Source organism: Croceibacterium aestuarii, from assembly GCF_030657335.1.
Lineage (GTDB): Bacteria > Pseudomonadota > Alphaproteobacteria > Sphingomonadales > Sphingomonadaceae > Croceibacterium_B > Croceibacterium_B aestuarii.
Map to the genome: position 1 here is coordinate 1,454,247 of NZ_CP131039.1, position 21,930 is coordinate 1,476,176.

The 21,930-nt window shown below is 64.9% G+C and carries 20 protein-coding genes; 8 read left to right on the plus strand and 12 right to left on the minus strand.

The window, feature by feature from the left end; translation table 11 throughout:
* Positions 1–65: 65 nt before the first annotated feature.
* The 3 genes from ku to ligD are packed head-to-tail and all read left to right on the plus strand — an operon-like array spanning position 66 to position 3,912.
* Positions 66–926 (plus strand): non-homologous end joining protein Ku, encoded by an 861-nt coding sequence (gene ku / locus Q7I88_RS07095; protein WP_305098341.1) that lies wholly within the window; start codon positions 66–68, stop codon positions 924–926.
* Positions 926–1,396, plus strand: coding sequence for an MgtC/SapB family protein (locus Q7I88_RS07100; RefSeq protein ID WP_305098342.1), 471 nt, complete (start codon positions 926–928; stop codon positions 1,394–1,396). Before ku ends, Q7I88_RS07100 begins: the two co-directional genes overlap by 1 nt.
* Complete coding sequence (gene ligD / locus Q7I88_RS07105; protein WP_305098343.1) at positions 1,396–3,912, plus strand: DNA ligase D; 2,517 nt, start codon at positions 1,396–1,398, stop codon at positions 3,910–3,912. Before Q7I88_RS07100 ends, ligD begins: the two co-directional genes overlap by 1 nt.
* Before the next feature lie 16 nt (positions 3,913–3,928).
* Here ligD and Q7I88_RS07110 read toward each other — a convergent pair whose 3' ends face one another.
* A complete protein-coding gene (locus Q7I88_RS07110; protein WP_305098344.1) occupies positions 3,929–4,129 on the minus strand; it encodes a hypothetical protein in 201 nt (66 codons plus the stop codon).
* 221 nt (positions 4,130–4,350) lie between these two features.
* Between Q7I88_RS07110 and Q7I88_RS07115 the strand changes: the two genes are divergently transcribed.
* Positions 4,351–5,124 (plus strand): Crp/Fnr family transcriptional regulator, encoded by a 774-nt coding sequence (locus tag Q7I88_RS07115; RefSeq protein ID WP_305098345.1) that lies wholly within the window; start codon positions 4,351–4,353, stop codon positions 5,122–5,124.
* A gap of 4 nt (positions 5,125–5,128) precedes the next feature.
* Here the strand turns inward: Q7I88_RS07115 and Q7I88_RS07120 are convergent, their stop codons facing one another.
* The 6 genes from Q7I88_RS07120 to Q7I88_RS07145 all read right to left on the minus strand — a co-directional run bounded on the left by Q7I88_RS07120 (position 5,129) and on the right by Q7I88_RS07145 (position 10,907).
* A complete protein-coding gene (locus tag Q7I88_RS07120) occupies positions 5,129–7,357 on the minus strand; it encodes a beta-glucosidase (RefSeq protein ID WP_305098346.1) in 2,229 nt (742 codons plus the stop codon).
* 186 nt (positions 7,358–7,543) lie between these two features.
* Entirely contained in the window at positions 7,544–8,608 is a 1,065-nt protein-coding gene (locus tag Q7I88_RS07125) for an enoyl-CoA hydratase/isomerase family protein (RefSeq protein WP_305098347.1), read from the minus strand.
* A complete protein-coding gene (locus Q7I88_RS07130; RefSeq protein ID WP_305098348.1) occupies positions 8,605–9,750 on the minus strand; it encodes an acyl-CoA dehydrogenase family protein in 1,146 nt (381 codons plus the stop codon). Before Q7I88_RS07130 ends, Q7I88_RS07125 begins: the two co-directional genes overlap by 4 nt.
* Positions 9,751–9,802: 52 nt before the next feature.
* Positions 9,803–10,087, minus strand: coding sequence for an I78 family peptidase inhibitor (locus Q7I88_RS07135; protein ID WP_305098349.1), 285 nt, complete (start codon positions 10,085–10,087; stop codon positions 9,803–9,805).
* Positions 10,087–10,476: a Rid family hydrolase gene (locus Q7I88_RS07140; RefSeq protein ID WP_305098350.1), complete on the minus strand. Its 390-nt coding sequence runs from the start codon at positions 10,474–10,476 to the stop codon at positions 10,087–10,089. The genes Q7I88_RS07135 and Q7I88_RS07140 overlap by 1 nt, the downstream gene beginning before the upstream one ends.
* On the minus strand, positions 10,473–10,907 hold the full coding sequence (locus Q7I88_RS07145) for a hypothetical protein (protein WP_305098351.1): 435 nt from the start codon (positions 10,905–10,907) through the stop codon (positions 10,473–10,475). The genes Q7I88_RS07140 and Q7I88_RS07145 overlap by 4 nt, the downstream gene beginning before the upstream one ends.
* 75 nt (positions 10,908–10,982) lie before the next feature.
* Here Q7I88_RS07145 and Q7I88_RS07150 point away from each other — a divergent pair, with 75 nt between their 5' ends.
* Positions 10,983–11,471 (plus strand): MaoC family dehydratase, encoded by a 489-nt coding sequence (locus tag Q7I88_RS07150; protein ID WP_439648370.1) that lies wholly within the window; start codon positions 10,983–10,985, stop codon positions 11,469–11,471.
* A 30-nt stretch (positions 11,472–11,501) separates the two neighbouring features.
* Positions 11,502–12,449, plus strand: coding sequence for a TauD/TfdA dioxygenase family protein (locus Q7I88_RS07155; protein ID WP_305098353.1), 948 nt, complete (start codon positions 11,502–11,504; stop codon positions 12,447–12,449).
* A gap of 122 nt (positions 12,450–12,571) precedes the next feature.
* Here the strand turns inward: Q7I88_RS07155 and Q7I88_RS07160 are convergent, their stop codons facing one another.
* Genes Q7I88_RS07160 through Q7I88_RS07170 form a run of 3 tightly spaced genes read right to left on the minus strand, consistent with a single transcriptional unit; the run spans position 12,572 to position 17,845 of the window.
* Positions 12,572–14,362 (minus strand): acyl-CoA dehydrogenase C-terminal domain-containing protein, encoded by a 1,791-nt coding sequence (locus tag Q7I88_RS07160; protein ID WP_305098354.1) that lies wholly within the window; start codon positions 14,360–14,362, stop codon positions 12,572–12,574.
* Between the two features lie 22 nt (positions 14,363–14,384).
* Positions 14,385–16,712, minus strand: a complete 2,328-nt coding sequence (locus Q7I88_RS07165) for a 3-hydroxyacyl-CoA dehydrogenase/enoyl-CoA hydratase family protein (protein ID WP_305098355.1) — start codon at positions 16,710–16,712, stop codon at positions 14,385–14,387.
* Complete coding sequence (locus Q7I88_RS07170; RefSeq protein ID WP_305098356.1) at positions 16,712–17,845, minus strand: thiolase family protein; 1,134 nt, start codon at positions 17,843–17,845, stop codon at positions 16,712–16,714. Before Q7I88_RS07170 ends, Q7I88_RS07165 begins: the two co-directional genes overlap by 1 nt.
* A 154-nt stretch (positions 17,846–17,999) precedes the next feature.
* On the opposite strand from Q7I88_RS07170, the gene Q7I88_RS07175 reads away from it, so the two are divergent.
* A complete protein-coding gene (locus tag Q7I88_RS07175; protein ID WP_305098357.1) occupies positions 18,000–19,688 on the plus strand; it encodes a long-chain-fatty-acid--CoA ligase in 1,689 nt (562 codons plus the stop codon).
* Positions 19,685–20,098, plus strand: a complete 414-nt coding sequence (locus Q7I88_RS07180) for a MerR family transcriptional regulator (protein WP_305098358.1) — start codon at positions 19,685–19,687, stop codon at positions 20,096–20,098. Before Q7I88_RS07175 ends, Q7I88_RS07180 begins: the two co-directional genes overlap by 4 nt.
* Here the strand turns inward: Q7I88_RS07180 and Q7I88_RS07185 are convergent.
* Positions 20,095–20,550, minus strand: coding sequence for a DUF3237 domain-containing protein (locus Q7I88_RS07185; protein WP_305098359.1), 456 nt, complete (start codon positions 20,548–20,550; stop codon positions 20,095–20,097). The two genes, Q7I88_RS07180 and Q7I88_RS07185, sit on opposite strands and share 4 nt — an antisense overlap.
* Entirely contained in the window at positions 20,547–21,836 is a 1,290-nt protein-coding gene (locus Q7I88_RS07190) for a flavin-dependent oxidoreductase (protein ID WP_305098360.1), read from the minus strand. The genes Q7I88_RS07185 and Q7I88_RS07190 overlap by 4 nt, the downstream gene beginning before the upstream one ends.
* Between the last annotated feature and the right edge of the window lie 94 nt (positions 21,837–21,930).

The following is a 21,930-nucleotide window of genomic DNA, read 5'->3' on the forward strand; positions in this document are numbered from 1 at the left end:
CTCCGCCAAGGAACCACTGCTCTCTCCGCGCGCTTATTTCAACGCAACGCGGAGAACCTGTTTCGATGGCAGCAAGGGCATACTGGAAAGGTCAGATTCGGCTGGCACTCGTCTCGATCCCGGTGGAAATTTACTCTGCCGCGAAAAGCGGGGCCTCGATCAGCTTCCGGCAGATACACGAACCTTCGGGCAAGCCGATAAACTACGAAAAGGTCGTGCAGGGTATCGGCCCTGTGGATCGCGACGATATCGTCAAGGGGTACGAGATATCCAGGGGCAACTATGTCCTGCTCGACGAGGACGAGATCGAAGCAGTCAAGATCGAGAGCAAGAAGACACTGGAACTCGTGCAGTTCGTCGGCAGCGACGAGATCGACCCCCTCTATTTCGAAAAGCCTTACTACGTCGCACCAGCCGACGACCTCGCCGAGGAAGCCTTCGTCGTGCTGCGCGAAGCGCTGCGCAGTGCGAAGAAGGTCGCGCTCGGACAGCTGTCACTTCGCGGCCGCGAGCAACTCGTCGCGCTGAAACCCTGTGGCAAGGGTATCCTGCTCGAAACCCTGCGGTATGCCGACGAAGTGCGGCAGGGCCAGGCGTTCTTCAAGGAGATAGGCGACGCCAAGCCCGACAAGGCGCTGCTCGAGCTTGCCACCACGCTGATCGATCAAAAAACCGCCCCGTTCGATGCCGGCGAGTTCCATGATCGCTACATCGACGCCCTGCGCAAGCTGGTAGAAAAGAAGGCTAAGGCGAAGGGCAAGAAGGTCCTCGAGGATGTCGAGGAACCGGAGACGCAGTCGGGCGGCAACGTGATCGACCTCATGGCTGCGTTGAAGAAGTCCGTGGGCAACGAGAAGAAGAGCTCTTCCAGCTCGAGCAAGAAGAAGGCTTCGTCCGGATCGTCCCGGGCGAAGAAGCGAGCGTAATGCCGCTCAATCCCCCGATCCTGCTGCACTGGCTGGACGGCGATCTGTTTGCCCGCCTCGGTCTCGCAGCCTTGCTGGGCCTGCTGCTCGGCCTCGACCGCGAGATCAGGGGACATGCCGCGGGGCTGCGCACGCACGGGCTCATCTGTTTCGCCTCTGCGGCCATGACGGTGTCGATCATCGCGCTCTTCCACCAGCTGCACGGCGCGCGGATGGATCCGTTGCGCGTGTTCGAGGCGACCGGGGCCTTTGTCGGCATTCTGGGGGCGGGGTTGATCGTGTTTTCGAAGGGCGAGGTAAAAAACCTGACCACTGCCGCCCATCTGTGGCTGACCGCAGTGGTGGGCATAGCCTGCGGGGCGGGGCAGTGGCCGCTTGTCGCGCTCGCGGCGGTCATCTCGCTGGTTTTACTCACACTCGTAGGCATCGCCGAGAAGCGGCTGTTCCCCGAAGCCGAGGAGAAAAACTGATGGCGAAATCGGCCGATCTTCTTGCCGAATACAACCGCAAACGCGACTTCAAGAAAACGGCCGAGCCGGCTGGGAAGCGGGCAACATCCGAAGGCGGCGATCGTTTCATCGTACAGAAACACGCGGCCACGCGCCTGCACTGGGATTTCCGGCTCGAAGCCGACGGCGTGCTCAAATCGTGGGCCGTGACGAAGGGGCCGAGCCCCGATCCCGACATCAAGCGCCTTGCCGTGCGGACCGAGGATCACCCCCTGTCCTATGCCGAGTTCGAGGGCAGCATCCCCGAAGGAGAATACGGCGGCGGGACGGTGATGCTGTGGGACGATGGCACTTGGGAGCCGGTCGAGGGCAAGAGCTGGAAAGACATCGAAAAAGGGCACCTGCACTTCGTGCTTCACGGGCGGCGCATGAAGGGCGAATGGCTGTTGATAAGGCTGCGGAAGAAACCGGGAGAGAAGCGGGAGAACTGGTTGCTGAGGAAGCTCGACGATCGCTACGCCGAGCCTGGCGACGCCCTGGTCGAGCACGAGCTCACCAGTGTGCTGACCGGCCGCTCGATGGCCGAGATCGCGAGTGACCAGAAGGGCGAATTCTCGCTCAAAGGAAAAAAGGGCGCGGCATTCAAGGAACAGATGGCCAAGGCGGCGAAGCGCAATGCCAGCGTCGGCAAGCCGAAAAGCAAGAGCAGTGCGCCCTTGCCGAAGTTCCATGAGCCGCAGCTCGCCACGTTGGTGGACGACGTGCCGACCGGAAACGGTTGGATGCACGAAATCAAGTTTGACGGCTACCGGGCGCTCGTCGCTTGCAAGGGCGGTGACGTGAAGGTCTACACCCGCAGCGGGAAGGACTGGACGGACAAGTTCGTTCCGCTTGCCGAGCGGTTCAGGGCGCTCGATCTGCCGCCGTGCCTGATCGACGGCGAGATCGTCGCCTACGATGCACAGGGCAATCCGGATTTTTCGAGCCTGCAGGGCGTGCTCAAGCGCGGTCACGGCAGCCAGAAGGACAGCGACCGGCTCTCGTTCCACGCGTTCGACCTGCTGTCGCTCGACGGCGCGGACCTCACGGGACTTTCCAATATCGAGCGCAAGGAGAGGCTCGAGGCGCTACTCGTCGAAGCGGAGCCACCCGTCCACGTCGCCGACCACGTGATCGGCGCGGGCGAGAAGCTCTACCGGGCGATGTGCGATGCCGGGCAGGAAGGGATCATTTCGAAGAAGATCGATGCAAAATACTCCGGGCGGCGGAGCAAGAGCTGGCTCAAGGTGAAATGCACGCGGCGGCAGGAATTCGTGATCATCGGCTGGAAGAAGTCGAGCGCCAAGGGGCGCCCCTTCTCCTCGCTCCTCCTCGCCCAGCACGAAGGCGGCGAACTGGTTTACAAGGGAAATGTCGGGACCGGCTTCACGCAGGAGACCCTGCAGGAGCTGGCGGCGAAGATGGACCGGCTCGAGCGGAAGACGCCGCCGGCAGAGGTCGACAGGGCCTCGTCGCGAGGAGTCACCTGGGTGACTCCCAAGCTGGTCGCGGAGATCGCCTTTTCGGAGTTCACCGCCGAAGGCAACGTGCGCCACGGCAGCTTCATCGGTCTGCGTTCGGACAAGGAGGCGGATGAGGTGACGCCGGAAGAGGCGACCCGGACTCCCACGGACCAGCCTCAGGTCAAGATATCGAGCCGCGAGCGTGTGATCTTCCCCGAAAGCGGCCAGACCAAGGGTCAATTGGCGGATTACTACGTGGCGGTGGCCCCGCTCATGCTGGCATTTTCTGCCGATCGCCCGATCAGCCTGGTGCGCTGTCCGCAGGGACGGGCGAAGAAGTGTTTCTTCCAGAAGCACGACAGCGGCGCTTTCGGGGCGCACGTCCATCATGTGCCCATTCAGGAGAAGAACGGCGGAACCGAGGACTATCTCTATGTCGAAGACGCCGCCGGCCTCCTCGAATGCGTGCAGATGGGCACGATCGAATTCCATGGTTGGGGATCGCGCAGCGGCGATGTCGAAAAGCCCGACCGCATGGTGTTCGATCTCGATCCCGACGAGGGCCTGGATTTCGGCGACGTCAAGCAGGCAGCAGCCGATATTCACCGGCGACTGGCGGAACTGGGTCTCACGAGCTTTGCGATGTTGTCCGGCGGAAAGGGCGTCCATGTCATTGTCCCGCTGACGCCGGGCCATTCCTGGGACGCGCACAAGGACTTTTCGAAGCGCTTCGCCGAAGCCTTGGCGATGGCCGAACCGGACCGCTTCACCGCCACGATGAGCAAGGCGAAGCGCAAGGGCAAGATTTTCATCGACTACCTGCGCAACCAGCGCGGCAGCACGGCGGTAATGCCCTACAGTGCCCGCGCCCGCGCGGGCGCGCCCGTCGCCGCCCCCATCGCCTGGGGCGAGCTGAAGGATATGGAAAGTGCGCACGAGTTCTCGATCGACGACGCCAAGAAGCTGCTCGATCGGGCCAAAAGCAAAGGTCTTGCGGGTTGGGGCTTCGCCGTACAGCGGCTGCCCGATCTCTAGCGCCGGCGCAACGCGATCAGCGCTCGATGCTCCATAGACCCTCGCCGAGGTGGACTATGGCCCCGACGCGCTTCTCTCCCTCCCACAACGTGGCACGGCGATTGGCATTCTCGCGCATGAGGAGGTGAAATACCGGGTCGGGGTCAACGGCGTCGAACTCGATGTTCTTCGCCTCGCCCCGCCCGTCTGCTTCGAAATGTAATCGAAAATTGCGCATGACGACCCCGGTAACAGCAAGGCCGAGTCCCGACTTTGCTCCCTTCGCTTAGGCGCTTGTCCTGCGCCATGCGGCAACAAATGTGCTATTGCGGCTGCGAAAAGCAGTCTATTCGCATCGCCCGCTCGCTCGCGGCAAAATGTAGCGAGCATAAAGGTATAGTCTTCATTTTCGGGTCTGGCTCAGGCGAAAGCCGTGGGGCGTTACTGGCAGGGGGAAATATGGCCACTCGAACGCGCTCGATGCGCGCCCGCTCCACCTACCGAATCGATCCCAATCTGGAGCGATTTCTCGCAACGGTGCGCAAGCGCTTCGAGTTTTCCCGCGAAGAGTTCGCCATGCTGGCGGAAAAGATGACCACCGCGGCCGATTTCGAGGCCGGCGACGTCATGGTCGAGGAAGGAAAGCGCGCAACGCATTCCTCGCTCCTGCTGGAGGGTTATGCCGCGCGCTCGAAGTATACTCCCAACGGCGAGCGCCAGATCATGGAATTCCAGATCCCGGGCGACTTCATCGACCTGCATTCCTATCCGCTCGAATGCCTCGACCATTCGATAACCGCGGTCTCGGACTGTACAATCGTCCAGCTCGATCACAAGGATATCTCCGACCTGATCGAGCGGCATTCAAGGTTTGCGCGTATTTTCTGGTTCGCGACGATGACCGACGCCTCGATCCACCGCGAATGGATACTCAACCTCGGTTCGCGCGGAGGGGTGGAACGGGTCGCGCACCTTCTGTGCGAAATGTACTGCCGTTCAGAGATCGTCGGGCTCACCGACAACCATAGTTTCGAATTTCCCGTGACGCAGGTGCAGATGGGCGAGGCACTCGGCTTCTCGGCCGTCCATGTCGGCCGCTTGCTGCGCGAACTCCATGATCGGAAGCTCGTGACCAAGGATCGAAAGATCGTCCACTTGCACGACTGGCCCGCATTGCAAGAGCTTGCCGGGTTCGACCCCGAGTACCTCTATCTGCAGCCGCGCAAGGGGTGATCCTCTAGGGCTTCCACTGCGGCGGCAAGCGCAGCGCGGGCAGGCTGATATAGGCAGTGTCGGCCATGTCGCGCGAGTTATGGCCCACGCTGACGGTATAATCGCCGTCGCGCCGAAACCATCCGGGACCCTCTCCCGACCGGGAGCCGTCGTCCCACACGGAGAGCAGTCGCGGGTCGACCTTGATGCCGACTATCGTGCTCTCACCCGGATCGAGCGTGACCTTGGCGAAGCCCCCCAGGCGGCGCAGCTCGGGCCATTCGGGGCCGGCGAGGTAGAGCTGGGCGACGTCGGCCCCGCTTCGTTTGCCGGTGTTGGTGATCCTGACCGTGGCCACGATGCTGTTCCCCATCGGCCGCACGGTCAGGTCGCCGTAGGCGAAAGAGGTGTAGGACAGGCCGTAGCCGAACGGAAACAGCGGCTCCAAACCCTTGGCGTCATACCATTTGTAGCCGACGAGAACGCCCTCGTCGTAGGTCGTGGTGCCCTCGTGCGGTTCGTCCGGGTGCGGCAACTGCTCGAGCGAGCGCGGGAAGGTCGCGGGCAGATGGCCCGAGGGGTTGACCGTTCCGGCGAGCACACTGGCGATCGCCGCGCCGCCCATGCGGCCCGGAAACCACGCTTCGACGATGCCTTTCACCTGGTCGGCCCAGGGCATCAACACCGGTCCGGCCGTTTCGAGCACCACGACGGTGTTGGGGTTGGCGCCGGCGACGGTGGAAATCAGCGCGTCCTGTCCTTCGTCGAGGGCGAGGGGCACGTCGATGCTCTCGCTCGCCCACTGTGTGGCAAAGACCAAAGCGATGTCGGCTTCGGCGGCGATCTGCGCCGCTTCGGCCGGGTCCTCGCCCGACGCGTATGCGAAGGTGGCCTCGGGCAGCTGGTCTCGCAGCCCCTGCAGCGGGGCAGAGGGGTTGAACACCACCGGTCCGGGCCAGGTCGCCGGTTCGATACCTGGAACGGCGTTTACGCCGTCGGGGTAGACCTGGCTCGATCCACCGCCCGAAATGACTCCCTTGTCGGCGTGACCGCCAATCACCGCGATGCGCTTGGCCCCGGTGAGCGGCAGCAAGTCCCCTTCGTTCTTGAGCAACACGATCGCGGCCTGCGCGTCGGCCTGGCTGACCGCGCGGTTGGCCTCGAACGGGATCGGACTGCCGTCCTCGACCAGATTGTCCATCAGGCCGTGCGCGAACATCGAGCGCAGGATGCGACCCGCCATGGTATCGATTCGCACCATGTCGAGTTGGCCGCTGTCGAGCGCGGTCTGCAGCTTGTCGGCACCGAACCAGTCGTCGCGCTGCAAGCCGTAACCCGATTCCTGATCGAGGCCCGCACGGGCTGCGGCCACGGTCGAATGGGCGGCGCCCCAGTCTGTCATGACGTAGCCCGGCCAGTCCCAGTCGTCGCGCAGGACCTGGGTCAGCAGCCACGGATTCTCGCAGGCATAGTGCCCGCCGACGAGATTGTACGAGCACATCACCGATCCGGGCCGCCCGCGCTCGATGGCTATCTGAAAGGCGAGGAGGTCGCTCATCCGGAAGGCGCCGTCCTCGAGCTCGAAATTGCCGGTGTTGCGGGCGGTTTCCTGGTCGTTGAGCGCGTAGTGCTTGACGGTGGATATGATCTCGTTCGACTGGATGCCCGCGATGAGCGCGCCGACCATCGAGCCCGCCAGCAGCGGATCTTCTCCGGCGTACTCGAAATTGCGTCCGTTGCGGGGCTCGCGCATCAGATTGACACTGCCGGCGAGCATGACGTTGAAACCGCTTGCCCGCGCCTCCGACCCGATCATCGCCCCGCCGGCATAGGCCAGGGCCGGGTCCCAGGTCGCCGCGGTGGCGAGGCCGGAGGGGAGGGCGGTACGCGGCCTCTTGTCCTTTGCTTCCTGCTGCGAAGCGACGCCGATCCCGGCGTCGGTCTCCCATTGCGGCGGAATGCCGAGACGCGGGATGCCCGGGACGTAGCCGGCCGAGCCGCGGCGCGCTTCGGCCGGCGGCCCGTAGGCTTCGAGTTCGCTGCCGGGAAAACCGCCGAATGCGCTGCCGAAGTATCCCTTGAGAAGGGTCAACTTTTCGGCGGGCGTCATTTGCGCCAGCATCGCCGCGGCGCGCTCGTCGGGCGTGCCGATGGTCTCGGCGGCCATGACGACCGGCTTGTCCTGCGCAATAGCTGGAGGCGTTGCGACTATGACCAGCGCACTCGCGGCAACAATAGACTTGATAACGTTCATTTGCGCCTCTCCATCGAGGCGTTGTGCCCTCTCGGCCGCGGATTGCCAAGCGTTGGGATGCGGCTGTTTCGAACGGCTGGACGAGCGAGACGGCCCTGTTCGAAGAGCACTAATCGCCTGGGAGGAGCGTCATAGGGATCGCCGGCGTGATTGCGATCAGAGCGCCGGCGCGGCTGCGCGCCCGGGTTAAGCGTCGTGCTCTTGCACGCCCGGAGTCCATTCCTCGTCCGGCGGAAGCGGGGCGAAGATTGCGTCGAGCATCTCGGCGGTGACGCCCGCGGGTTCCCGCGGGTTCCAGCGAGGGTCGTTGTCCTTGTCGACCAACACCGCGCGGACACCCTCAATGAAATCGGGGCGCATCATCATGCGCGCGGCGATGCGATATTCGGCGGCCATTTCGGCGGCGAAGTCCGGTTGGGTGAGGCCCTGCGCAAATTGCCGAAGCGCGACCTTTGACGTCGTCGGGCACTTGGCCGCGACTGCCTTGCGCTCCTTCATCGCCCAGTCCGAACCGTCGGCGGCCAACGCGGCGACAATTTCTTCAAGGGTGTCCGAGGCGAACAGCCGGTCTATGCGTTGGGCATTGCCGGCAATGCGCGGGTCGGGCGGGGGCGCCGCAAGCTCGCCGAGGATCGCGGCGACGTCGCCAGGCGCGGCAATGATCTGCGACTTGGCCTCGGCAAGTTTTTCGCTCGGCAGATAGTGCGTCGCGAGTCCGGCCCAGAGACATTCCGCGCCATCCAGCCGAGCGCCGGTGAGCGCGAGGAACGCACCCGTCCGGCCGCGCAGCCGCGGCAGGTACCAGCCCGCGCCGACGTCTGGAAACAGCCCGATTGCGCCTTCGGGCATGGCGAAGAGCGTGTTCTCGGTCGCGACCCGGTATTTCGCCGGCTGGCTGATGCCGACGCCCCCACCCATCGTCACGCCGTCCATGAAGGCGACGATCGGCTTGGGGTAAGTGAACATCAGGTGGTTGAGGCGGTATTCGGCGTGGAAGAACGCGCGCCCAGTCTTGCCGCCATCCTCCAGCGCCGAGCGGCGGACCAGTTGCACGTCGCCCCCGGCGCAAAAGCCGCGGCCTTCGGCGTGGTCGAGCAGGACGGCCTCGATGCCGTCGTCGGTGCGCCAGGCGAGGAGTTTCTCGCTCATCGCTTCGCACATGCCCTGGGTCAGCGCATGGAGCGCCTTGGGGCGGGCGAGCGAGATGTGGCCGACCGCGCCGTGATGGTGGAGATGGACTTGGTCGTTCATTGCCGCAACAGATCCCGGCCGACGATCATGCGCATGATCTGGTTGGTGCCCTCCAGGATCGAATGGACCCGCAGATCGCGCCAGAAGCGCTCGATCGGGTAGTCTCGCAGGTAGCCATACCCGCCGAACAGTTGCAGCGCGTCGTTGACCACGGCCGAGCACTCGTCGGTGGCGAAGCGCTTGGCCATGGCGGCGAAGCGGGTCTTGTCGGGCGCGTTCTCGGTGACCTTGGCGGCGGCGAGGTAGAGCAGCGCGCGGCTCGCCTCGAGCCGGGTGGCCATGTCGGCCAGCGTGAATTGGGTGTTCTGGAACTCGGCGAGCGCCTGGCCGAACTGCTTGCGCTCCTTGGTGTACCTGACCGCCTCGTCGAGGCAGCGCTGCGCGCCGCCGAGCGAGCAGGCGCCGATGTTGAGCCGCCCGCCGTCGAGCCCCATCATGGCGATACGGAAACCTTCGCCTTCCCCGCCGACCATGTTTTCCGCCGGCACGCGGACGTTATCGAGGTTGAGCGCCGCGGTCGGCTGCGAATGCCAGCCGAGCTTCTTCTCCTGCGCGCCGAAGCTGACGCCTGCCATGTTCTTTTCGATGACCATGCACGAGATGCCCTTGGGCCCGTCCTCGCCCGTGCGGACCATGGTCACGTAGACCTCGTTCTCGCCGCCGCCGGAGATGAACTGCTTGGTTCCGCTGACCAGCCAGTCGTCGCCGTCCTTCACCGCCTTCGTCTTCAGCGCCGCCGCGTCCGATCCGCTCGACGGTTCGGTCAGGCAATAGCTGGCGATCTGCTCCATGCCGATCAGGCGGGGCAGGTACTTGTCCTTGACCGCCTGGCTGCCGAAGCGGTCGATCATCCAGCTGGCCATGTTGTGGATCGAGATGAACGCGCTGGTCGAAGGGCAGCCGTAGGCCATCGCCTCCATGATCAGCGCACTTTCGAGCCGGCCGAGGCCGATGCCGCCCGATTCCTCGCTGACGTAGATCGAGCCGAAGCCGAGTTCGGCCGCCTTCCTGATGGTCTCGCGCGGGAAGATGTGCTCCTCGTCCCACTTCGCGGCGTGGGGCGTGATCTCGTCGGCGGTGAAGCGCTGCGCCATTTCCTGGATGGCGAGCTGGTCGTCGGTAAGGGCGAACTGTCCGGTCATGAGGTCCTCTTGCAAAGGCCCATGCCGCGAAGCCGTTTCACATGCAACCGTCTCAGCTGCAGCTAACCTTGGTGATGACCATGTCGTCGTCGTAGCTCACGGTCAGTCGGTCGGGGCGGAAGTCCATCGTCACCGCGGTGCGTGGCGGTACCCAGCGCAGCGTCTTCGCGCCGGTGGCGAGGAGGAGGTTGTGTCCGGTCTCGGTGGTCGCCTTTTGTCCTTCGAAGCGCTGACCCTTGACGAGGTTGCACGTTCCACCGGCGTCGCGCACATCCGTCGTGGTGCAGGCGGACAGCGCTCCGAGGGCCAGGACGGACAAAGGGGCAAGCACTTTCATCAATCGTCTCCAATAACCGCTTCGGCCTCGATTTCGACCTTCCAGCTCGGATGATAAAGTGCCGCAACGGCAACGAGAGTTCCCGTTGGCCGAACATGGCCGAGCGCGCGGGTGAAGGCGGCGGTGATGGCGTCGGCATCCTTTATGTCGCTGGCGAACATGCGCACGCGTACGACATCCTCGATCGTCCCGCCAAGCTCCTCGATATAGCCCTTGATCATTGCGAAACACCTGTCGGCCTGCTTGCCGGCGTCAGGCGATACGGAGCCGTCCTCCTCGACGCCGACGGTGCCGGCGCAGACGATGCGGTTGCCGGTACGCAGGGCGCGGGTGAAGCCGGCCTGCTCCTCGAACGGAGAGAGCGGCGGGATGCGGGTGCGCTTGCTCATTCGCACTTCATATAGTCGAACGGGGTGGTCGATGCACCCTCGCCGAATTCGCGGCGCACTAGCACCTTGCCGTCGTCGCGCAGGTCGAGGATTTCGTCGCGCTTCCAATTCATGCCTTCGCCGGCGAACGAGAAGTTTCCGCGCAGGCGGCCCTGCGTGGCTTCCGTCACTTCATCGAGCGTCCCGACCGATTCGTAAAACTTGAGCGTTTTCGAATCGACTGTCAGCAGTCCCTTGTCGTCGCCCTGGGTGGTGGTGCAATCGTTCGGCGACAGGCCCCAGCGCCCCTGGAACTGCGCGGGGATTTCCGTCGGCAGAGGGGTGGGCGTCGGTGCGGCCGACGGCTGTTCGGCGGGGGTCTCGTCGGTTTGCGAACCGCAAGCGGCGAGAGCTAGGGCAAGGGCAGTAACGGGCAGGGCGAGAATTCGCATTCGGTTGGTCTCCATAAGGGTTTGCCCTTGCAACACGCAAGCGGCTGAACCTTTCCTGTAACGGCGAAAAAACCCGTGTTAGGGACCCGCGCGAAGGAGAACGAAATGGCCGGATTGTGGCTTGAGGAATTCGAGGTCGGACAGGTGTTCGACCACCCGCTGCGGCGCACGCTGACCGAGACCGACAACCTGCTGATCAGCGCGCTGACCCACAACCCGGCGCCGCTGCACCTCGATGCCGAATACATGAAGGGAACCGAATATGGCCGGATCCTGTTCAATTCGTGCTTCACGCTCGCGCTGATGGTGGGGATTAGCGTCAACGACACGACCCAGGGTACGTCGGTCGCTAACCTCGGCTGGGACGAGGTGCGCTTTCCCGCCCCGCTGTTCGTCGGCGACACCGTGCGGATCGAGACCGAAGTGCTCGAGGTGCGCGAAAGCAAGTCGCGGCCCGACCAGGGCATCGTCACCTTCGCCCACCGGGCGTACAATCAGGACGGTGTGCTGTGCGCGCAGTGCAAGCGGGCGAGCTTGCAGCGCAAGCGCCCGGTCGCTATGTAATTAGCAAGCTAATAAACCCGGAGAGGCGCCATGCCGCTGAAAGTCGAACCCATCCTGCCGCGCTTCGGCGCCGTGTGCACCGGTCTCGACCTGACCCGCAAGCTGGCCGCCGACGAGGTGAAGCAGGTCACGGACGCCATGGACACCTGGGGCGTGACGGTCTGGCCCGACACCCGGATGTCGGATGAAGACCACGTCGAGTTCAGCCGCAATTTCGGTTACCTCGAACGCGTCCCGGTGCGCGAGAACATCAGGTACCGCCTGCCGTTCCGCGAGCTGTTCGACGCCAGCAACCTCAATCCCGAAGGCGAGATCACGCAGGACCCGGCGGCAATTCAATACCGCAAGGGCGACCGGCTGTGGCACACCGACAGCGCCTTCATGGAAAAGCGCACCAGCTATTCGCTGCTTCTGGCGCACAGCGTCCCGCCCGAAGGCGGCGAGACCTGGTTCGCCGATACCCGCAGCGCCTACGATGACCTGCCGCAGGACATGAAGGATTTCCTCGAGGACAAAATCGGGATCAATTCGCTGTGGTGGAGCCGCAAGCAGGCCGGGGCGGACATTCCCGACGAGGAAATCGACAGCCGCTTCAAGGCGCGCCACCCGCTGGTCCACGTCCACAAGGGCTCGGGCCGCAAGGCGCTGTTCATTGCCGCGCACACCATGGACATCGAGGGCATGGAGAAGGAGGCGGGGCGCCACCTGATCCGCGACCTTATCGAGCATTGCACCCAGCCGCAGTACACCTTCAGCCACAGCTGGAAGGTCGGCGACATGGTCATTTGGGACAACCTGTGCTCGATGCACCGCGGCGGCGAATACGACTATTCGAAGTACAAGCGCGACATGCGCCGCACCACTGTGCGCGAAGGGACCGAACCGCACACTCAGGACCTCGACGACCAGTTCAGCGTGCTGTTCGCGAACAGCCCGAAGGTGGTCGACATCCAAGGCGCGCGCGTGGCGGGGCGGTAGGGATTCTAGCCCTCTCCCCTTCAGGGGAGAGGAAGGAGCCGCCAAGCGGCGGAAGGAGAGGGGATGTTGCGCAATTCCCCCTCTCCCAACCCTCTCCCCTGAAGGGGAGAGGGCTTTCAGGTTCAAAACGCCTCGGCCGGAAGCTCCATCATGCTCGCCTTGCCGCGCTTGATCGCCAGCACCAGCGCGCTTGCCGGAGGCAGCAGGCGGTCGAAGAAGAACCGCGCGGTGACGATCTTGGCCTTGTAGAAGTCCGCCTCGTCGGTGCCTTCGGCCAGCTTCCGGTGAGCCAGGACGGCCGACTTGCCGAACGTGTAGCCCATCGCCACGAAGCCGAGCAGCCGCAGGTATTCGGTCGCCGCGGCGCCCGCTTCCTCGGGATCGGCGAGGCCCTTCTGGGCGATCGTGCCGGTCGCGAGCTGCAGCGCCTGGAAGGCCTTTTCGAACGCCTCGCCCATCTTGCCGAATTCCTCGTGCGCCTTGAGCTCTTCGATGAACCGGCCCACCGGGTGGAAGAAGCTGCGCAGGTAGCGCCCGTTGTGCGCGCCCATCTTGCGGCCGACGAGGTCGAGCGCCTGGATGCCGTTGGTGCCCTCGTAGATTTGCGCGATGCGCGCGTCGCGAACATATTGTTCGACGCCGCTTTCGCGGATGTAGCCGTGCCCGCCGTAGACCTGCACCGCGAGGTTGGCGCTCTCGAAGCCGAGATCGGTGAACAGCGCCTTCACGACCGGCGTCATCAGCGCGACGAAATCCTCGGCGCGCTGCTTGGCCTCGGGTTCGGTGCCCTTTTCGGCCGTTTCCAGCGCACGGGCGACCCAGCCGCAGACCGCGCGGCTGCCCTCGTTGTAGGCGCGCATGGTCATCAGCATGCGCCGCACGTCGGGATGGACGATGATCGGGTCCGCCGGCTTGTCGGGGTACTTGGCGCCCGAAAGCGAGCGGCCCTGCAGCCGGTCCTTGGCGTACCACACCGCCGACTGATACGCGGCCTCGCCGATGCCCAGGCCCTGGACGCCGACCGCGACGCGTTCGTTGTTCATCATCCGGAACATGGCCTGCATGCCCTTGTTGGGCGTGCCGACGAGCCAGCCGGTGCTGTCGTCGAAGTTGAGCTGGCAGGTGGCCGAGGCCTTGATGCCCATCTTGTGCTCGATCGCGGCGACCGAGACGTTGTTCGGCTTGCTGGGGTTGCCGGCATCGTCGAGCAGCAGCTTGGGGACGAGGAACATCGAGATGCCCTTGATCCCCGGCGGCGCATCGGGAAGCCGCGCGAGCACGAGGTGGATGATGTTTTCGGTCAGATCGTGTTCGCCGGCCGAAATGAAGATCTTCCCGCCGGTGATCTTGTAGCTGCCGTCGTCCTGCGGCACCGCCTTGGTGCGCAGCAGGCCGAGATCGGTGCCGCAGTGCGCCTCGGTCAGGCACATCGTGCCCGACCACACGCCCTCGACCATCTTGGGCAGGTAGGTGTTCTTGAGGTCCTCGCTGGCATAGTCGACCATTGCGGTCGTCGCGCCGTGGGTCAGTCCGGGATAGAGGCCGAACGAGACGTTCGAGGCGCTGATCATTTCCTCGACCAGCTTGTTGACCGTCTCGGGCAGGCCCTGGCCGCCCCACGCCGGATCGGCGGCAAGCGCGCACCAGCCGCCTTCACGGAAGGTGTCGTAGGCCTGCTTGAACCCTTCGGGCGTGCGCACGACGCCGTTTTCGAGATGGCAGCCTTCCTCGTCGCCGCTGCGGTTGAGCGGCAGCAGCACTTCGCGCGCCAGCTTGCCGGCTTCCTCGAGGATCGCATCGAGCAGGTCGGGGGTGAATTCCTCGTTCGCCGCGACCTTGCCGAACGGTTCGTCGGCAAACAGCTCGTGGAGCACGAAGCGCATATCGCGCAGGGGGGGCTCGTAGACTTGCATCGCGTCTCTCCTGGTTCCGCGCTTAATTTCTCAGGGGTTTGCCGGTTTCGAGCATCGTCTCGATCCGGGCCAGCGTGCGCGGATCGTGCAGCCGGGTCATGAATTCCTTGCGTTCGAGCGCGAGCATCTCGTTCTCGCTGATCGGCTGCACCGGGTCTCCGTCACCGCCGGTGAGGACCGTCGCCAGGGCGTCGGAGACGACCACGTCGTAATCGGTCGCAAGGCCGCGATTGTGGAAGTCGCTCACCGCCAGCATCAGCGCCGCCTTGCCGCTCGGTCCGGGCAGACGGAATTCGGGCGGTTCGGGCGCGGTGTAGCCTTCGGCCAGCGCGAGCGCCTTCTGCTTGGCTTCGTAGAGCAGCCGGTCGCGGTTCATCGTCACGCCGTCGGCGGGCCGCAGGAACCCCAGCTCCTTGGCATTGGCGGCCGACTTGGAAACCGTGGCGGTCGAGACGATCTCGAACACCTTGGCCACCGCCGGCATCGGGCCGTTCGGCATCTTGGGCATCTTGCGCCAGCGGTCGAGCATCTCGCCGCAGCCGCCCCAGCCGGGGATCAGACCGACGCCGCATTCGACCAGGCCGACATAGAGCTCGGCATGGGCCTGGATGGCGTCGCAGTGGAGCAGGATTTCGCAGCCGCCGCCGAGCGCCATCCCGGCGGGCGCGCCGACGACCGGGAAGGGGGCGTACTTGAGCGCCTTGTAGGCCATCTGTCCGCCGGCGACGAGCTGCTCGATCTCGGAATAGGCGGCGATGTTGTAAGCGAACAGCGCAAGGCCGAGATTGGCCCCGGCGGAGAAGTGGCTGCCCTCGTTGTAGACGACGAGCGCCTTATGGTCTTTCGCGACAAGATTGGCCGCCTGGCCGATCAGCTTCATCACTTCGCCGTCGAGCGCGTTCATCTTGCCAGTGAACTCGAGGCACACGACCCCGTCGCCGATATCCCACAGGGCGGCGCTGGAGTTCCTGAGCAGCGGCTTGGAAGCGCGCTTGATGTCTTCCAGCAGCAGGACGCCCTCGGCGCGCACGATGTCGTGGTACTCGCCATCGGTGCCGAGGTACTGCCGCTTGCCGTCCTCGATGCGGTAGAAGGTCTTGCCCGCGGCCAGCTTGAGCAGTTCGGGGACGGGCTTCCCGTCCTCCTCCAGCCGCTTGGCGACATAGTCGGCACCGAGCTTGTCGATCCACTCGAAAGGACCGAACTTCCAGTTGTAGCCGAGCTTCATCGCGTCATCGACGCCGACTATCGTATCGGAGATTTCCGGCACCAACAGCGCGGCGTAGGCGACGGTGTTGCCGAGTACCGTCCAGGCGTATTCGCCATACTTGCCCTCGGCCTCGACCAGCATCTTGAGGTCGCCTTTGGCCGCCGGGCCGACCGGCACGGCGGGGCGGGCGGCGGTGTGGTATTCGCCGGTATTGAGGTCGATCGCCTCGAGCGTGCGCTTGCCGCCGTCCTTGTTCATGCGGAAGAACCCGCCCTTGCCCTTGCGGCCGGTGAACCCGTCGGCGATCAGCTTCTCGATCAGCGGCTCGCTGCGGGCGATGGCCTGGTAGGGATCGTCCTTGGGCAGGGTGGACTGCAGGCTCGCCATGAGGTGCGGCTGCAGATCGAGCCCGACGAGGTCGACCAGCCCGAAGATGCCGGTCTTGGGCACGCCCATCGGCTTGCCAGCGATCGCGTCGGCCTCCTCGACCGACACGCCGAGGTCGAAGGCGGCGTTGACGCCGGTCTGGATCCAGTAGGTGCCGATGCGGTTGGCGATGAAGCCGGGGGTATCCTTAGCCCAGACCACACTCTTGCCGAGCGTGCGGTCGACGACAGTCTCGACCCTCTCGACGATCGCGGCGCTGGTGTGCTCGCTCGTCACCAGCTCGATCAGCCGCATGTAGCGCGGCGGGTTGAAGAAGTGGGTGATCAGGAAGGATTTCTTGAAATCGTCCGAGCGGCCTTCGGTGAGCATCGCCAACGGGATCGACGAGGTGTTCGAGCTGACCGGCGCGCCTTTCTTGCGGTGCTCTTCTAGCTTCTCGTAGAGCGAGCGCTTGATGTCGAGGTTCTCGATGATCGCCTCGACGATCCAGTCGCATGTCGCGACCTTGTCGAGATCGTCCTCGATATTGCCGGTCTCGACCAGCTTGGCCGCGCCCCTGCTCATGAACGGGGCGGGCTCGGTCTTGAGCATCTTGGCCACCGCGCCTTCGGCAATGGCGCTGCGGTTGTCGCCTTCCTTGGCGGGGATATCGAGCAGCAGCACGGGCACGCCGGCGTTGGCGATCTGTGCGGCGATGCCCGAGCCCATCACGCCCGAGCCGATGACGCAGACCTTTTGGATCGCCTCGGCCATTACACGGACTCCAGCACGGTCGCGATGCCCTGGCCGCCGCCGATGCACTGGGTGGCGAGGGCATACTTGCCCCCGTCGCGCTTCAGGATTTGCGCCGCCTTGCCGACGATCCGCGCACCGGTCGCACCGAGCGGGTGGCCGATGGCGATGGCCCCGCCGTCGGGATTCACCTTGGCGCCGTCGAGCCCGAGGTCGCTCATGCAAGCCAGCGCCTGCGATGCGAAGGCTTCGTTGAGCTCGATAACGGCGATGTCGTCGAAGCCGATGCCGGCACGCTCGACCGCCTTCTGCGAGGAGATCACGGGACCGAGCCCCATCACTTCGGGCGCGCAACCCGAAATGGCCACCGACTTGACCTTGGCGATCACGTCGAGGCCGTTTTCCTTCGCGAACTCGGCGCTGCACACCAGCAGCGCGGCGCAGCCGTCAGTCAGCGGAGAAGCGGTGCCCGCGGTCACCGTGCCTTGCGCATTGAACGCCGGCTTGAGCCCGGCAAGGCCCTCGGCGGTGGTGTCGGGGCGGATCGTGCCGTCCGTGTCGATCACCGCATCCCCGATCTTGATGGGAATGATTTCCTCGTCGAACTTGCCGGCGGCGGCGGCGGCGGCAGCCTTCTTCTGGCTCTCGACGGCGAAGGCCTCCTGCTTCTCGCGCTCGATCCCGTACATCTTGGCGAGGTTCTCGGCCGTGTCGCCCATCGCGATGTAGGCATCGCTGGACTGGGCCAGCTTCGGATTGGGCATCGGGTTGAAACCGCCCATCGGCACGCGGCTCATCGATTCGACGCCAGCGGCGATGAAGCATTCGCCAGCGCCCAGACAGATCTGTCCGGCGGCATAGTGCAGCGCGCTCATCGAGCTGCCGCAGAAGCGGTTCATCGTGATGCCGCCGATCGAATTGGGCAGGCCGGCGAGCAGAACCACGAGCCGCGCCATATTGAAGCCCTGTTCGCCTTCCGGGAAGGCGCAGCCAAGCGCCAGATCCTCGATCTTGGCGGTATCGACTCCGGTTTTGTCGATCAGTCCTTGGATCACCTGCGCCGCCATGTCGTCGGGCCGGACCTTCGCCAGCGCGCCCTTGTTTGCGGGGTGGAACGGGGAGCGGACGTAACCGGCGATGACGACTTCGGTCATGGAGTGAAAGCCTCTCTGATGGGCGCGGGGAATCGGCCCGCGTCGGGATATTCCCTATAGGTGCGTGAATTGACCTATACGTCAAGCGATTTTTGCGGCACAGTGCGATTCGCGCGACCGGTTGCTGTCGCGTGAGGAGCGATGCGTGACGGCCATGCCGGATAACCGACAGGACGAAGAAAAGTTCACCGCAGCGGGCGAGGACCGGCTCGAATTGCGGCCGCGCGTGCTGCCTGCGCTCCTCGACCGTGCCGCGCGGCTCTATCCGCGGCACACCGCGCTGGATTTCTTCGGCCGCGAATGGACTTATTCCGATCTCTACGACGAGGTTGAACGCGCCGCCGCGGGCCTGGCGCGTCTCGGCTTGACCAAGGGCGATCGCTTCGCCTTGTGCCTGCCCAACACGCACTACTACGTCGTTCTCTATTTCGCCGTGCTTCGGTTGGGCGGAATCGCGGTCAACCTGAACCCGCTCTATTCGGACGAGGAACTGGAGCACCTGCTGCACGACAGCGGCGCCAAGATGATGGCCGTGCCCGACGTGAAGTCGATCAGCGACAAGGCCCTGATGGCGGCGGGCAAGGCCGGGATCGCGCACGTCGTTCTGTGTCCGCTGGCGCAGGCCATGCCGCGCATGACCGGACTCGGATACCGACTGACCCAGATCGGCAAGACGTCGAAGGCGCGCGACGACGCGCTGTTCGTCGAGTGGTCGGACCTTCTGGGTCACGGCATGCAGTACGAGCGCGCCGATCTCGATCCCGACGACGTTGCGGTGCTCCAGTACACGGGCGGGACCACCGGCGTGCCCAAAGGCGCGATGCTTACGCACGCCAGCCTTGCGGCCAACGCACGGCAGATGCTGATCCATGCCGCGCCCGAGCGCGCGGTGCAGGAACGCACGACGGCGGTCCTGCCCATGTTCCATGTCTTCGCGCTGACCACGGTGCTCAACTATTCGATCGAGATTGCCGGCGAGATCGTCTTGCTGCCGCGCTTCGAGATGAAGCGCTTTCTCGCATCGGTGAAGCGCAAGCCGCCCACCCAGTTCTTCGGCGTGCCGACGCTGTGGATCGCGTTGAACGCGCTGCCGGAAGGCGACTTCCCCGATTTCTTCGCCATGCGGTCCTTCGTCTCCGGCGGCGCCCCGCTGCCGCTCGAGGTGCGCGAGGAATTCGAGCGGCGCTCGGGCAAGCGGCTGGTCGAAGGGTACGGGCTGACCGAAGCGAGCCCGATCATCACCTGCAACCCGCTGTTCGAGGGCGTGGTCAAGGCCAACAGCTGCGGCCCGGCGTTTCCGCACACCGTCATCGAGATCCGCGACCTCGACGATCCCCACAGGGTTCTCGCTCAGGGCGAACGCGGCGAGGTCTGCGCGCGGGGGCCGCAGGTGATGAAAGGGTACTGGAAGCGCGACGATGCGACCGAGCGAACGATGGTCGACGGCGCCCTGCGGACCGGCGATGTCGGCTATCTCGACGAGGATGGCTACCTGTTTCTCGTCGACCGCATCAAGGACTTGATCCTGTGCAGCGGCTACAACGTATACCCACGCACCATCGAGGACGCCGCCTACGAATTTCCCGCGGTCGCCGAGGCGATCGCCATCGGCGTGCCCGACCGCTATCGCGGCGAGGCGCCGTGGCTGTTCGTTGCGCCGAAGCCCGGCGAGACGATCGACATGGCCGATTTCAAGGCGTTTCTCGGCAAGCGTCTGAGCAAGATCGAGGAACCCGACCGCATCGAGGTGCGGCCGAGCCTGCCCAAGACGCAGATCGGCAAGCTGTCGAAGAAGGACCTCGTCGCGCAGGAGCACGACCTCATCCGAAGCGGCGCGAAATGAATTCGGACGCCAGCGGAACCCTCGTCGGCTCGCAGGTCGATGATCTGAAGGGCATTCAGGATGTCGCCAGCGAACTCGGCGTCACGCACCGCGCGCTGCGCTTCTACGAGGACAAGGGCCTGATCAGCCCGCAGCGCATCGGATCGACTCGAGTCTACACGAAGCGCGACCTCGGGCGGATGAAGTTGATTCTGCGCGGCAAGCGGCTCGGCTTTTCACTGCGCGAGATCGGCGAGTTTCTCGATCTCTACGACGTCGATCAGGAACAGCACCACCAGATCGAGGCCCTGCTCGAACGCGTTCGCACCCGGCTCGACGACCTGCGTCACCAGCGCAAGGCCATCGACGAGACCATCCGTGAGCTCACCGAAATCGAGAAGGAATCGCTCGCCTACCTCGAACGCGGTTAACCCACGCGGTACACCGACAGGCTGACGGTCGAACCGACCTTGCCGCCCGCGGCGAGGAACAGCGCGCGATTGACCCAGTCGTAAGCCTTATCCCCGCATTCGAGCCGGATTGCCGTGCGCATGTAGTACTCTCTCGGCGGCACGCTCTCTCCCGCGGCGATGCGCGCGGCAACTTCGGGCGCGGCGTCGCGGATGCCCTGGCTGAGCACTTCGATCACCGCGCCATCCGGTGTCTCGATGGCGTAGCGTGCGTCGAGCTGCGCGACGCCGTTAGCCGTGACCGTCTGCCAGTCGGCGCCCACATCGAGGATGCGTCCCTGCAGCAGCGGACCGCTCACCGTCCCGCCGATGATCGGAATGATGCGCCGGATGCCGCTCGGGGCCTGCCCCATTTCGTGCGGCGGCGAGAGTTCCACCACCAGGTCGCAGGCATGTTCCAGCCGCGGGGTCATGCCGCGACTTGTGCCACCGTTGCGCCTGCGGGAATCGTTCGCGGAGCGGCGTTCAGTCGTTCCTGTGCGAACCCCGCCGCCTGCTGGTAGGCGAGCATGAAGGCGGCGCGCTCTTCGGCGGGGATCACCGCGTCGATATCGTCGAATTCGCCGCCGCAGCGATCCTCGACCATGTTGAGCAGGCCGAACGGTCCCGCACCGCGATTGCGCAGGGCGATCTGCCCGATCGGGCCGCAATATTGCTCGTCGTAGGCGGCAAGGCTTGCGGCGGTCGCGCCGTGGTCGAGCATGATCCGGCCGATATTGCGCGCGTCGACGATGGCCTGCGAGGCGCCGTTGGAACCGGTGGGATACATCGGATGCGCGGCATCGCCCATCAGCGCCACGGGGCCGTCGACCCAGGTCGGCAGCGGATCGCGGTCGATCATCGGGTTTTCGTAAGCGACCTCGGATCTGGCAAGCAGCGCGGGAAGGTCGAGCCACTCATAGACGAAATCGTCGAATTCGTGCGCGAACTCCTCGAGCCCGACCGGACGGAACCAGCCCGACTTGGCCCAGTCGTGGTTGGTATCGTAGGTCTTCTCCGCGACCCAGTTGATGTCGGCCAGGCCGTTCTCGTCGGGCTGCGAGATCGGATAGAACACCACGCGGTGGCGGCTCGTGCCAAGACCCACGAACGAGGATCCGGTGCGGATCGGTTTTCCCCGCGAGGTGCCGCGCCACATGATCGTTCCGCCCCAGTGGATCGGCGGCTGGTCTGGATGCATCTGCGCGCGGACCGCGGAATGGATGCCGTCGGCGCCGAACAGCAGCGTTCCGGTGAATTCCTGCGTTCCTGCGGGAGTGGCGACCAGCGCGGTGACCGAGCCGCCCGCTTCCTTGCGATAGCCGGTGACCTTGTGGTCGAGCCTGAGGGCCTCCGGCCCGAGCCGCTCGACGACCTTCTGTGCCAGCATCAGGTGCAGGCGGCCGCGGTGCACCGCGTACTGGTGCCACTTGTAGCCCGCCGCCTTGCCGCGCGGCTCGGAATAGATCTGCTTGCCGTTGAGCCCGACGAGCGCCCACTCGCGCGCGGGAATTCCCACGTCGCCGAGTTCGTCCTCACCGATCCCGAGGTCGTGCAGTTCGCGCACGGCATTGGGCTGGAGGTTGATCCCGACGCCGAGCGGCCGGAGTTCGCGCACGCTTTCGAACACCGTGCACGGCACGCCGATCTGGTCGAGAGTAAGCGCCAGCGCGAGGCCGCCGATGCCGCCGCCTGCAATCAAAACACCTCGCTGCGACATTCCGTTATCCCGTGCTGCGCCGAACCGAGATCGCGCGCCTTTCGGCGCGCGAGCCGGGGGCCTCTAGGCAAAGCCGCCGTTCGAGGCAATGCGA